Here is an 11,263-nt window from a genome sequence, read left to right as displayed (position 1 = left end):
GCTCAACCAACTCGGCTACCAAGTGACCCTCCAAACAGAAGGAGCTGCCTGACCAGCAACTACGGGAACGGGACGGTGGATTTTCGACTCAGCCGGTACGGTCGTACGCCGGTACGTGCCGGGTTTTCCGGCTGGTCCAGCGACCCCAGGAGCACCACGTATGGCAAGCACAGCGACCCGCGGCGACCGGCGGGTGAGTTCCGTCTTTCTCGCGCTCGTCGCGGTCATGGCGGTCTCGGGGTGGGCGGTGTGGACGGGTTTCTCGAAGATGCCCGGCGTCGCCGTGTTCCTGTTCGTCGTCTCGGGCTGGATCGTGTCGCTCTGTCTGCACGAGTACGCGCACGCCCGGACCGCCCTGCACAGCGGGGACATCTCGATCGGGGCGAAGGGCTATCTGACCCTGAACCCGCTGAAGTACACGCACGCGATGCTGTCCATCGTGCTGCCGGTGGTCTTCGTGATCCTGGGCGGCATCGGCCTGCCCGGCGGGGCGGTGTTCATCGAGCGGCACCGCATCCGGGGCCGCTGGCGGCACAGTCTGATCTCGGCGGCGGGTCCGCTGACGAACGTGCTGTTCGCGGCGGTGTGCACCGCGCCGTTCTGGCTGGACGCGCTGGACGGCGTGCCGGACGATTTCCGGTACGCGCTCGCGTTCCTGGCGCTGCTCCAGGTGACGGCGGCGATCTTGAACTTCCTGCCGATGCCGGGGCTCGACGGCTACGGCGTGATCGAGCCGTGGCTGTCGTACAAGGTGCGCCGCCAGGTGGAGCCGCTGGCGCCGTTCGGGCTGCTCGCCGTCTTCGCCATCCTGTGGATTCCCGAGGTGAACTCGGCGTTCTTCGACGCGATCCACGCGCTCATGCGGGCCCTGGGCGTCTCCGAGTGGGACACCTACTGGGGCCGGGAGCTGTTCCAGGTCTGGCGGGGCACGCCGGACATCCCGCCGCTGTCGGAGGCCCCGTACGCCACCTTCAGCTGACGGCGGGGCGGCGGGCGGCCGTCAGCCGGCCGCGGCCTGCCGCTGCCGCTCCTCCGCCGCCCGGTCGTTCTTCTGCTTGCGCACGTAGTACCAGGCCATGTTCGAGGAGACGCCCGCCAGCAGGATCCAGACGACGCCGACCCAGCTCCCGCTCGCGAAGGAGACGACGGCCGCGACGACCGCGAGGACGCATACGGCGATGGCGTAGAGGGCGAGGCGGGGCATGGGGGTCGGCTCCTGTCCGGGGTGCGATGTTTCTCTGCCAGTGTCCCCCATGCCCGGTACGGGCCCGCCGCGGCGTCCGCTCCTCTCCTCCCACCTTGCCGCCCACCGGCCCGCCCTTGCGGGAGAACGTTCATTCTCCTAGGCTAGCCACCACCGGAGAACGAACGTTCTCCACCTCACTCCACCCAGTGAAGGAGCCGACCATGAGCGAGACCAGGCCGCCGCTGCCGCCGTTCACCGCGGAGAGTGCCCAGCAGAAGGTGCGCGCCGCCGAGGACGCCTGGAACAGCCGGGACCCCGAGCGCGTCGCCCTCGGCTACTCGGAGGACTCCGAATGGCGCAACCGCGACGTGTTCCTGACCGGCCGCGCGGAGATCGTCGGCTTCCTGCGCGCCAAGTGGGAGCGCGAGCTGGACTACCGCCTCCGCAAGGAGCTGTGGGCCTACACCGACGACCGCATCGCCGTCCGCTTCGAGTACGAGTGGCACGACGCGCAGGGCCAGTGGTACCGCAGCTACGGCAACGAGAACTGGGAGTTCGACGAGCGCGGCCTGATGCGCCGCCGCTACGCCTCCATCAACGACCTCGCCATCTCCGAGGACGAGCGCCGCATCGCGCTCTGAGCCCCCGAAGGCCCCCGAAGGGCCCCGAAGGGAAGGCGGGCGGCGGCCCTTACGCCCGTACGCGCGCCACCCGCCCGTACCGAGCTATACGTCCGTCACCCGCAGCCCGGCGTGCGCCTTGTAACGGCGGTTCACCGAGATCAGGTTGGCGACGAGCGACTCGACCTGGTGGGCGTTGCGCAGCCGGCCCGCGAACACGCCGCGCATGCCGGGGATGCGGGCGGCCAGCGCCTGCACGAGATCCGTGTCGGCCCGCTCCTCGCCCAGCACCATCACATCGGTGTCGATCTCCGCGATCTCCGGGTCCGAGAGCAGGACCGCCGAGAGGTGGTGGAAGGCCGCGGTGACCCGCGACTCCGGGAGCAGGGCGGCGGCCTGCTGGGCGGCGCTGCCCTCCTCCGGCGTCAGGGCGTACGCGCCCTTCTTGTCGAAGCCCAGCGGGTTGACGCAGTCGACGACGAGCTTGCCCGCCAGCTCCTCGCGCAGCGACTCCAGCGTCTTGGCGTGGCCGTCCCACGGCACCGCCACGATCACGATGTCGCTGCGCCGCGCGCACTCGGAGTTGTCCGCGCCCTCGACGCCCAGCCCCAGCTCGGCGGCGGCCGTCCGCGCCCGCTCGGCCGCGCGCGAGCCGATGATCACCTTCTGTCCGGACTTGGCGAGCCGGTAGGCGAGGCCGCGCCCCTGGTCGCCCGTGCCGCCGAGCACGCCGACGACGAGGCCGGAGACGTCGGGCAGCTCCCACGGGTCCTTGGCGGGCGCCTTCTTCGTGTCATCAGGAGTAGTCATGACAGCGATACTGTCACGCCTTCACGCTGCCCTCGGTGAGCCCCGTTCGCCAGTACCGCTGGCCCACGCCCATGAGCACCATCAGCGGCAGCACGGACAGGAACGCGCCGCCCACCGTGTACTGGTAGAGCTCCGGCTGCCGGTCCGCGTACCCCTGCCAGGAGGTCAGGCCGAGCTGGATCGGGTAGAGGTCCGCGTCGGCCAGCATGACCAGCGGCAGGAAGAAGTTGTTCCAGATGTGCACGAACTGGAAGAGGAAGACGGTGATCAGCGCCGGGGTCATCAGCCGCAGCCCGAGAACCGTGAAGATGCGCGCCTCGCCCGCCCCGTCGATGCGGGCCGCCTCCAGGAGCGAGTCGGGCACGGCCGCCGCCGCGTAGATCCGGCAGAGGTAGACGCCGAACGGGCTGACCATGGACGGCAGCAGCACCGCCCAGTACGTGTCGGCCAGGCCGATCTCGCTGAACAGCAGGTACAGCGGCAGGGCGAGCGCGGTGCCCGGGATGAGCACCCCGGCCAGGATCAGGTTGAAGACCGTCTCGCGGCCGGGGAAGACGAACTTGGCGAGCGCGTACCCGGCGGCCGCGGACAGGAGCGTCGCCGCCACGGCCCCCACCCCCGCGTACAGCAGGGAGTTGGCGAACCAGGTGACGTACACGCCGCCGTCATAGGTGAGCACCCGGTGCAGATAGGCGATCGGGTGCGGGTCGGAGAACCAGAAGCCGAAGCTGCCGAAGAGGTCGCCGGTGGACTTGGTCGCGGAGACGACGAGCCAGTAGACGGGGACGAGGAAATAGACGGAGGCCACCGCCAGCAGGGAGGTGGTGACGATGCGGTACCGCAGCGGTGGTCCGCTCACTTCCCGTCCCTCCCCCGCCCCACAAGCCGCAGGAAGCCGAAGGACAGCACGCACGCCGCCAGCGCGAGGAGCACCGCCTCGGCCGCGGCCACATGCTGGTTGTTGCTGGTGAACGCCTCGTTGTAGGCGTGCAGGTTGGGCGTGTAACCGGAGTCGATGGTGGCCGCGAGCGGGCGCAGCACCATGGGCTCGGCGAACAGCTGGAGGGTGCCGATGATGGAGAACACGGTGGCCAGCACGAGCGCGGGCCGGATCAGCGGCAGCTTGATGTGCCAGGCGATCTGCCCGGCGTGCGCGCCGTCGATGCGCGCGGCCTCGTACAGCTCGACGGGCACCGCTTTGAGCTGGGCGATGAGCACGAGCATGTTGTAGCCGGTGAACTGCCAGGTGACGATGTTGGCGATGGACCACAGGACGCTGTCGCGGGCGAGGAAGTCGACCTGCCAGCCCGCCGAGTGGGCGACCTCGACCAGCGGGCTGATGCCCGGTACGTACAGGAAGCCCCACAGGATCGAGGCGATGACGCCGGGCACCCCGTACGGCAGGAAGTACGCGGTGCGGAAGAAGCCGACCCAGCGGGCGGAGGCGGCGTCGAGCAGCAGCGCCAGACCGGCCGCGAGGACGATCATCACGGGGATCTGGACGGCCCCGAAGAGCAGGACGCGCCCGAACCCCTCCAGGAAGGCGGGGTCGTCGAGGGCGTGCGTGTAGTTGGCGAACCCGGCCCACACCTCGTGCGTGGCGCCGCCGAGGCCGAGCGGCCCGGACCGCTTCGGCTTCAGCAGGCTCTGGTAGACGGCGTAGCCGATGGGCGCGAGGAAGCAGAGCAGGAAGAGGGCGAGGAAGGGCAGCAGGAAGCCGGCCGCGGCGCGGCGGCTGCGGGCCTCGGTGCGGGTGGCGCGCCTCAACCCGCTTCCGCCTTGAGGCCCTTGTCCTTGAGGTCGCCCACGGTCCGCTCCTGCACCGTCTTCAGTACGGACCGGAAGGAGCCGCCCTCGGCGAGCGCCTCGGTGAAGGCGTCGCCGAGCCGCTGGTAGAGGGTGTCGGTGGCCGGGCCCCACTGCCAGCTGGTGTCGACGCCCTTGGCTGCGCGCTGGAAGACGTCCGTGTAGTGCTGGCCGCCGAAGAAGTCGCGGCGGGCCTCCAGGTCGGCGGTGCTGTAGCCGCGCTTGGCGCTGGGGAAGCCGTAGCCGCCCTTGATGAGGAGCTTTATGGACGCGGGGTCGGAGTTGAGCCAGAGGGCGAAGGCCAGGGCGTCCTTGGGGTACTTGGTGTCGGCGAAGACCGCGGTGGTGGAGCCGCCCCAGTTCGCGTACGCCGCGTCGCCCTTCTTCCACTGCGGCATCGGCGCGACGCGCCACTTCCCGGCGGTGGCCGGGGCGTTGCCGGCGAGCAGCACGTCGCCCCAGCTCGCACCGAGCCAGGAGACGATCTGCCCGGTCTGAATGTCCTTGTACCAGGCGTTCTGCCGGTCGGGGATGGTGCGGATCAGCTTCCGCGCGACGAGGCCGCCCCAGAAGTCGGCGACGCGGCGGGTGGCGTCGTCGTCGATGCTCACCGTCCACCGCTCGCCGTCCACACGGAACCAGCGGGCCCCGGCCTGCCAGGCGAGCCCGGCGAAGCGGTTGCCGTTGGTCGCCGAGAACGTCTCCAGATACGCGCCCTTCTTACGGACCGCCTTGGCCGCCGCCTCGTACGCGTCCCAGGTGGCGGGCGGCTCGATGTCCCACTTGTCGAGGAGGTCGTGGCGCAGGAACAGGCCCATGGGCCCGGAGTCCTGCGGAATGGCGTACACCGATTCGCCGAAGACGGACTGCGCCCACTCCCAGCCGACGAACTTCTCCTTGTGCCGCCGCGCCCCGTACGCGGCGAGGTCCAGGAGGCCGTTGTCGAGGAGGAAGCTGGGCACGGTCGCGTACTCGATCTGGCCGAGGTCCGGCGGGTTCCCGGCCTTGATCGCGGCGTGCATCTTCGCGTACTGCGCGCCGCCGACGGCGGAGACCTTCTCCACGTCGACCCGCACTTCGGGGTGGGTGCGGTTCCACAGGTCGACGGGGCCGTCGATGCCGGGCACCCAGGACCAGAAGGTCAGGGTGATCCGCTCGCCCTTCTTGCGGTCCTGCGGCCGGGCGGGCTTCCCGTCGCCGGAACCACAGCCGGCGAGCGCGAGGGCCGCGGCCGACGCCGCCGAGCCCAGCACGGCGCGCCGGCCCACTCCGTCCGGGCTCATGTCAGCTCCTCCACGGGAATCCGCCGGAAGGTGATGGTCGAGTACGCGCTGAAGTCGCCCGTCTCGTACAGCAGGCCGACGGTGTCGGCGTCGATCCGCACCAGGTCGGAGTAGGCGGCGGGCAGCCCGCTCGCGGTGTGCGCCGGGCGCCAGGTCAGGCCGGAGTCACGGCTGGCCCGTACGGTCATCAGCGCGCGGTGCGCCGGGTCGGCGGGGCCGGAGAAGAGCAGCACGTCGGGGTGGCCCAGGTGCAGGACGCTGCCCTGGACGATGGGCGTGACGAGCCCGGCCTGGGGGCGGAAGGGCTTCTCCAGGGTGGCGCCGCCGTCGCGGGAGACGGCGTCGGCGCGGTGGCCGGGCGAGGCGGCGTCGTTGCGGGTGTTGAAGTAGACGCTCCCGTCGGGGAGTTCGGCGGCGGTCGTCTCGTTCACGTTGACGTAGCCGTCGGGGTTCTCGTCGAGGTAGCCGATGTGCCAGGTCGCGCCGTCGTCGTCGCTGTAGATGCTGTGCCCGCTGTTGTAGCGCGGCTCCGCGCCGCTGTCGGGGCCGAGCGGCGGGGTGGTGTGGTTGGCGGGGACCAGCACCCGGCCCGCGTGCGCGCCGCGGGTCAGCCGCAGGGCGTGGCCGGGGGTGGTGGCGTACCAGCGCCAGCCGGGCCGCTTCGCCTGTGCGGTGATCTCGCGCGGCGCGGACCAGGTCAGCCCGTCGTCGTCGCTGTGCTGAAGCCATACGCGCCGCCCGTCGGCCTCCGATACCTGGCCGCGCAGGATGCGCTGCTCGGTGGCGTCGGCGGCGTTGTGCACCTGCGGCAGCAGGACCCGGCCGCCGGGGAGCGCCACGGGGGCGGGGTTTCCGGCGGTGTCCGTGCCGTTGTCGCTGACGACCAGCAGCGGGCCCCAGGTGCGCCCGCCGTCCCCGGAACGCCGGAGCACGATGTCGATGTCCCCGGAGTCGGCGGCCGAGGCGCGCCGGCCCTCGGCGAAGGCGAGCACGGTCTCCTGTGCGGAGACCACCACGGCCGGGATCCGGAAACTCGCGTACCCCTCGCTCCCGGCCCGGAAGGGCACGGAGGTCTCGTATGCCATGGGCAATCCCCCAACAGCCGGACATAGGACGTCCCTTGTCCTGCGGCGACCATAGGGAGGGGCCGATACCCCGTCAAGGCAACCGGCGCGCCCCGCGGGCCCGTCACCCGGTCGTACCCGTGACGTGCGAACACGGGATGAACGGGGCCGGTCGCCGGAGCGACCGCCACCGGTCCACTCATACGGGTGAGAAAGTTCAACCGAAGGGCTCGGGGCGGGAGTCTGGGGCAGGATGCGGCCCCATGGATGCCGTACGGGTCGCGCTGCTGCGCGAAGTTCTCGCCGGGACCGAGTGGTTGCAGTCCACCCGCCGCTTCGCCGGGGCGCTGCGCTCCTCGGTCGGCGCGCACGGCGGCGGGCTGCTGCTCGTGGGCAGCGCCGGGTACGAGCCGTGGCACCTCGCCGCGCACCTCGACGACGAGGCGGCGTGGTCGGGGCTGCCGGAGCTGTCCCCCACGCTCGTACGGCACCGGGTGCCGGGCGGGGTGCCGTCCCACCTCTCGGTGGGGCTCGGCCGGCTGGCGGCGGCCCGGCGGGGCGAGACGGTGCTCGTCGTGACGCCGGAGCGGCCGGAGGCCGCGCTGCTGGAACGGGTGCACGACGCGCGCCGGGGCGGTACGACCGTGCTCGCGCTGGACGGCGGCGACGCGGATCTGCGGTCGCTGGCCCACGACGCGCTGGCCGTCCCGGCCATGGACGACGGCACATCACTGGACCTCGACACGGTCCAGCACCTGGTCAGCGCCGCCGCCGGCGAGAACAGCCTCCCGGCCCCCCACGGCCGCCGCCGCTTCCGCGACCGCCTCTCGCGCCTGGCCGACCAGCTGACGACGCCGCCGCCGGTGCGCTGGTGACGCCGCGCCGCCGGGCGGGGCGCGACGCCCGGCGGTAGCCGGGGGCGCGCGTGCCGCGCGCCGGGAGCCCGACCTGGACCTTCAGCAGCACATTTACTGTTTCCCTATTTGCCCTTTCCTTGCTCGCCGTGATCTTCCCCGGCCGTCTCTGCCGTGATTGCGTCTTCCGAGGACCGGGGACTGGGCGGAGATCTCCGAGGCCAGGGGGGTTCTGACGGTTTCCGGATGAAAGGTGCTACCCATGTGCGACTGCGGGCCTCTCGGCGAGGAGAACTCCGGGCAGCTACGGGAGCAGGTACAGGACACGGGAGAGGACCGGCCGGTCCATGCCGGGCGGCGGCGCTGGGGCCGGCGTGAGGTGCTGCGGACGTCGGCCGTCGGCGGCGGCGCCGTACTCGGCACGGCGCTGGCCTCGCCGCCGGCCCTGGCGGCGACCGCAGTCAGCGGTGCGTCCGACACCCCCGCCGCGCACCCCGGTCCGGGCCCGCGGCGCGGCCTGGAGCTGGTCCTGCTGGGCACCGGGGCCGGTCCGCTGATCGATACGCAGCGGGCCGGCACGTCGTCGGCGCTGGTCGTGGACGGTCGCGTCTACCTCGTGGACGCGGGGCTCGGCGCCGCCCGGCAGTTCGGCCTGGCCGGGCTGGACCGCTCCGCGCTGCGGCACATGTTCATCACCCATCTCCACGCCGACCACCTGATGTCGTACTACGACTTCTTCCTGACCGCTGCGGACGCGCGGGATCCGATCACCGTGCGCGGTCCGGGGTCGGCGGAAGAGCTTCCGTTCGAGGAGAGGGGCTCCACGCCGGGCACCGTCGAGCCGCGGAACCCGACGCCCGGCCTGAAGCAGCACACCGAGGACTGCCACGCCGCCTTCGCCTACAGCACCAACGTCTTCATGCGCGACATAGGCTACGCGGACCCGCGGGACCTGGCGGACGTGCATGAGATCGGCCTGCCCGACGTCGGCGCGACCGCGCACGACCCCGCGCCGCGCACCCGCCCGTTCCCGGTCATGGAGGACGACCGCGTCAAGGTCACCGCGACCCTCGTCCCGCACGGCCCGCTCTTCCCGTCCCTCGCATTCCGCTTCGACACCGAGCACGGCTCGGTCACCTTCTCCGGCGACACCCGCCCCACTCCCAACCTGGTCGAACTCGCCCGTGACACCGATCTGCTGGTGCACGAGGCGATGGGCGACTCGTCGATGGAGGGGCCGGGCATCCTGGCCCGGCACATGAGGCGCTCGCACACGGCGCTCTCCCAGGTCGGCGGGATCGCCCAGCGGATCGGGGCCCGTCGGCTCGTCCTGTCCCACATCGGCGAGAAGCACGACCGGCCGATCGACGCCGCGCGGTGGACGCGCACCGTCAAACGGACCTATGACGGGCCGGTGACCACGGGCCAGGACCTGATGCGGTTCACGGTCTCGGCGAAGAACCGACCGAAGGGCCGACCGAAGAGCTGACCGACGCGGCGGGGGGCGAGCTTATGCCCCCCGGCCGCCCGCCCCCTGGTCGGGCCCGTCGGAGGCGTCGTCGTTCCAGCGGGGGTCGCTCTGCCATTCACGGTTGCGCTCCGCCGCGGTCTCCATGGCGTGGGCGGCCTCGTCGCGCGTGGCGTACGGCCCCATACGGTCCGCGGCCCGGCACACCGGCCCCTCTTCGACCGTGCCGTGCTGGAGGCAGTAGTACCACTCCCCCGGCTTGCCGGCCGCGCGTCTCTTGAACAGCGCCATCGACCGCTCCTCCCGTAAAGCCCCGCTGTACGTTCTTGCCCCCATGCTGCCCGATGCGCCCTGGATACACTCGCTGGCATGTCTGGCCAGTCAACTCTTGTCCCGGGGACGCTCTCCCCCGCCCGCCCCGTCCCGGCGTCGATCCCGCGCCCCGAGTACGTCGGGAAGAAGGCCCCCACCCCCTATACCGGCCCCGAAGTGCAGGACGCCGAGACGATCGAGCGGATGCGGATCGCGGGCCGTATCGCCGCCCGCGCGATGGAGGAGGCCGCGAAGCACATCGCGCCCGGCGTGACCACGGACGAGCTGGACCGGGTCGCGCACGAGTACATGTGCGACCACGGCGCGTACCCGTCCACGCTCGGCTACCGCGGCTACCCGAAGTCGCTGTGCTCCTCGGTGAACGAGGTCATCTGCCACGGCATCCCGGACTCGACGGTGCTGCGCGACGGCGACATCGTCAATCTGGACGTCACGGCCTTCATCGGCGGCGTGCACGGCGACAACAACGCCACCTATCTCTGCGGCGAGGTGGACGACGCGTCGCGGCTGCTGGTGGAGCGCACCCGCGAGTCCCTGAACCGCGCGATCAAGGCGGTCAAGCCGGGCCGCCAGATCAACATCATCGGCCGGGTGATCGAGTCGTACGCGAAGCGGTTCGGCTACGGCGTGGTCCGCGACTTCACGGGCCACGGCATCAACACGTCCTTCCACTCCGGCCTGATCGTGCCGCACTACGACAGCCCGCACCACACGACCGACATCAAGCCGGGGATGACCTTCACGATCGAGCCGATGCTGACGCTCGGCACGTACGAGTACGACATGTGGGAGGACGGCTGGACGGTCGTCACGAAGGACCGGAAGCGGACGGCGCAGTTCGAGCACACGCTCGTCGTCACGGAGACGGGAGCCGAGATTCTCACGCTTCCCTGACGCGCGACGGGGTACGTTTTTACCGACAAGGCGTCGGGAACAGGTTGACTTAGGTAAGCCTAAGTAGAGACAATCGGTTCCCGCCCGCTCCCCTCGGTCCCCGGAGGTCCGCCTTGGACGCCACCAGCACCACGTCGTCCGTTCCGTTCTCCACGCTGATCCGCAACGCCTCGCACGAGCAGCACACGGAGGCCGAGAACTCGTCCTTCATGAGCGACATGCTCGGCGGCCGCCTCGGCGTGGACGCCTACCGGCGCTACACGGAGCAGCTGTGGTTCGTCTACCGCGCCCTGGAGGACAGCGCCGAGCGCCTGGCCGGCGACCCGGTCGCAGGCCCGTTCATCCAGCCGGAGCTGTCGCGCACGGCCGCCCTGGAGCGCGACCTGGAACACCTGGCGGGCCCCGGCTGGCGTACGGACATCACCCCGCTGCCCGCGACCGCTGCCTACGCCGAGCGCGTGGCGCACTGCGCCGCCGCCTGGCCCGGCGGCTACGTCGCCCACCACTACACCCGCTACCTGGGCGACCTCTCCGGCGGCCAGATCATCCGCGGCACCGCGGAGAAGACCTGGGGCTTCGAGCGCAAGGGTGACGGCGTGCGCTTCTACGTCTTCGACGCCATCGGCAACCCGGCCGCCTTCAAGCGCGGCTACCGCGAGCTGCTGGACGCGCTGCCCCTGGACGACCTGGAGAAGCAGCGCGTGGTCGACGAGTGCAAGCGCGCCTTCTCCCTGAACACGGCGGTCTTCCGGGAACTGGGCGAGGAATTCGACGGCGGCGCCAGCGGCCCGCTCAGCGCCTAGCCAGTCCCCCAGGGGACGCCCCCGCACGTACCGCTGCCGGCCCCGCCGGATGCCCGTCGGGGCCGCGGGGCGTGGCGGCCACCCCACTGCTCGAGGAGTGTCCGGCTATCGCCTTGCCTGAGAGACCGAGACAGACCGATGA

The 11,263-nt window shown here is 71.4% G+C and carries 13 protein-coding genes; 6 read left to right on the top strand and 7 right to left on the bottom strand.

Annotated features, from left to right (window positions below; genetic code table 11):
* Nucleotides 1-160: 160 nt before the first annotated feature.
* The gene (locus ACFU99_RS17935; RefSeq protein WP_384392638.1) at nucleotides 161-979 is read left to right on the top strand and encodes a site-2 protease family protein; all 819 of its coding nucleotides are present in this window, start codon (nucleotides 161-163) and stop codon (nucleotides 977-979) included.
* A 21-nt stretch (nucleotides 980-1,000) separates the two neighbouring features.
* Here ACFU99_RS17935 and ACFU99_RS17930 read toward each other — a convergent pair whose 3' ends face one another.
* Nucleotides 1,001-1,255 (bottom strand): hypothetical protein, encoded by a 255-nt coding sequence (locus ACFU99_RS17930; protein ID WP_384392637.1) that lies wholly within the window; start codon nucleotides 1,253-1,255, stop codon nucleotides 1,001-1,003.
* Nucleotides 1,256-1,407: 152 nt separating this feature from the next.
* Here ACFU99_RS17930 and ACFU99_RS17925 point away from each other — a divergent pair, with 152 nt between their 5' ends.
* Nucleotides 1,408-1,827, top strand: a complete 420-nt coding sequence (locus ACFU99_RS17925) for a DUF1348 family protein (RefSeq protein WP_384392635.1) — start codon at nucleotides 1,408-1,410, stop codon at nucleotides 1,825-1,827.
* An 84-nt stretch (nucleotides 1,828-1,911) separates the two neighbouring features.
* Here ACFU99_RS17925 and npdG read toward each other — a convergent pair whose 3' ends face one another.
* The 5 genes from npdG to ACFU99_RS17900 are packed head-to-tail and all read right to left on the bottom strand — an operon-like array spanning nucleotide 1,912 to nucleotide 6,790.
* The gene (npdG, locus tag ACFU99_RS17920; protein ID WP_384392633.1) at nucleotides 1,912-2,616 is read right to left on the bottom strand and encodes an NADPH-dependent F420 reductase; all 705 of its coding nucleotides are present in this window, start codon (nucleotides 2,614-2,616) and stop codon (nucleotides 1,912-1,914) included.
* A gap of 13 nt (nucleotides 2,617-2,629) precedes the next feature.
* Nucleotides 2,630-3,475 (bottom strand): carbohydrate ABC transporter permease, encoded by an 846-nt coding sequence (locus ACFU99_RS17915; RefSeq protein WP_384392630.1) that lies wholly within the window; start codon nucleotides 3,473-3,475, stop codon nucleotides 2,630-2,632.
* Nucleotides 3,472-4,383: a carbohydrate ABC transporter permease gene (locus ACFU99_RS17910; RefSeq protein ID WP_384392626.1), complete on the bottom strand. Its 912-nt coding sequence runs from the start codon at nucleotides 4,381-4,383 to the stop codon at nucleotides 3,472-3,474. Before ACFU99_RS17910 ends, ACFU99_RS17915 begins: the two co-directional genes overlap by 4 nt.
* A complete protein-coding gene (locus ACFU99_RS17905; protein ID WP_384392623.1) occupies nucleotides 4,380-5,705 on the bottom strand; it encodes an ABC transporter substrate-binding protein in 1,326 nt (441 codons plus the stop codon). Before ACFU99_RS17905 ends, ACFU99_RS17910 begins: the two co-directional genes overlap by 4 nt.
* Nucleotides 5,702-6,790 (bottom strand): exo-alpha-sialidase, encoded by a 1,089-nt coding sequence (locus ACFU99_RS17900; RefSeq protein ID WP_384392621.1) that lies wholly within the window; start codon nucleotides 6,788-6,790, stop codon nucleotides 5,702-5,704. The genes ACFU99_RS17905 and ACFU99_RS17900 overlap by 4 nt, the downstream gene beginning before the upstream one ends.
* Before the next feature lie 242 nt (nucleotides 6,791-7,032).
* Between ACFU99_RS17900 and ACFU99_RS17895 the strand changes: the two genes are divergently transcribed.
* A complete protein-coding gene (locus ACFU99_RS17895; RefSeq protein ID WP_384392618.1) occupies nucleotides 7,033-7,644 on the top strand; it encodes a hypothetical protein in 612 nt (203 codons plus the stop codon).
* A 241-nt stretch (nucleotides 7,645-7,885) separates the two neighbouring features.
* Nucleotides 7,886-9,112, top strand: a complete 1,227-nt coding sequence (locus ACFU99_RS17890; RefSeq protein ID WP_384392615.1) for an MBL fold metallo-hydrolase — start codon at nucleotides 7,886-7,888, stop codon at nucleotides 9,110-9,112.
* Between the two features lie 21 nt (nucleotides 9,113-9,133).
* Here the strand turns inward: ACFU99_RS17890 and ACFU99_RS17885 are convergent, their stop codons facing one another.
* Nucleotides 9,134-9,382 carry a hypothetical protein gene (locus tag ACFU99_RS17885; protein ID WP_384392612.1) on the bottom strand — a complete coding sequence of 83 codons (249 nt, stop codon included), beginning with the start codon at nucleotides 9,380-9,382 and terminating at the stop codon, nucleotides 9,134-9,136.
* 78 nt (nucleotides 9,383-9,460) lie between these two features.
* Between ACFU99_RS17885 and map the strand changes: the two genes are divergently transcribed.
* Nucleotides 9,461-10,318 (top strand): type I methionyl aminopeptidase, encoded by an 858-nt coding sequence (gene map / locus ACFU99_RS17880; protein WP_384392609.1) that lies wholly within the window; start codon nucleotides 9,461-9,463, stop codon nucleotides 10,316-10,318.
* A gap of 113 nt (nucleotides 10,319-10,431) precedes the next feature.
* Nucleotides 10,432-11,121, top strand: a complete 690-nt coding sequence (locus ACFU99_RS17875; protein WP_384392606.1) for a heme oxygenase (biliverdin-producing) — start codon at nucleotides 10,432-10,434, stop codon at nucleotides 11,119-11,121.
* Nucleotides 11,122-11,263 lie beyond the last annotated feature (142 nt).

Origin of the sequence: Streptomyces sp. NPDC057654 (assembly GCF_042800135.1) — a bacterium.
Lineage (GTDB): Bacteria > Actinomycetota > Actinomycetes > Streptomycetales > Streptomycetaceae > Streptomyces.
The sequence above is the reverse complement of the archived record's forward strand: the minus strand, read 5'-3'. Positions and strand labels throughout refer to the sequence as shown.

Coding starts and splice junctions, on each gene's coding strand:
- map (WP_384392609.1), top strand. CDS start 9,461: ATGTCTGGCCAGTCAACTCTTGTCCCGGGGACGCTCTCCCCCGCCCGC.
- ACFU99_RS17885 (WP_384392612.1), bottom strand. CDS start 9,382: ATGGCGCTGTTCAAGAGACGCGCGGCCGGCAAGCCGGGGGAGTGGTAC.
- ACFU99_RS17925 (WP_384392635.1), top strand. CDS start 1,408: ATGAGCGAGACCAGGCCGCCGCTGCCGCCGTTCACCGCGGAGAGTGCC.
- ACFU99_RS17890 (WP_384392615.1), top strand. CDS start 7,886: ATGTGCGACTGCGGGCCTCTCGGCGAGGAGAACTCCGGGCAGCTACGG.
- ACFU99_RS17895 (WP_384392618.1), top strand. CDS start 7,033: ATGGATGCCGTACGGGTCGCGCTGCTGCGCGAAGTTCTCGCCGGGACC.
- ACFU99_RS17935 (WP_384392638.1), top strand. CDS start 161: ATGGCAAGCACAGCGACCCGCGGCGACCGGCGGGTGAGTTCCGTCTTT.
- ACFU99_RS17930 (WP_384392637.1), bottom strand. CDS start 1,255: ATGGGGGACACTGGCAGAGAAACATCGCACCCCGGACAGGAGCCGACC.
- ACFU99_RS17900 (WP_384392621.1), bottom strand. CDS start 6,790: ATGGCATACGAGACCTCCGTGCCCTTCCGGGCCGGGAGCGAGGGGTAC.
- ACFU99_RS17905 (WP_384392623.1), bottom strand. CDS start 5,705: ATGAGCCCGGACGGAGTGGGCCGGCGCGCCGTGCTGGGCTCGGCGGCG.
- npdG (WP_384392633.1), bottom strand. CDS start 2,616: ATGACTACTCCTGATGACACGAAGAAGGCGCCCGCCAAGGACCCGTGG.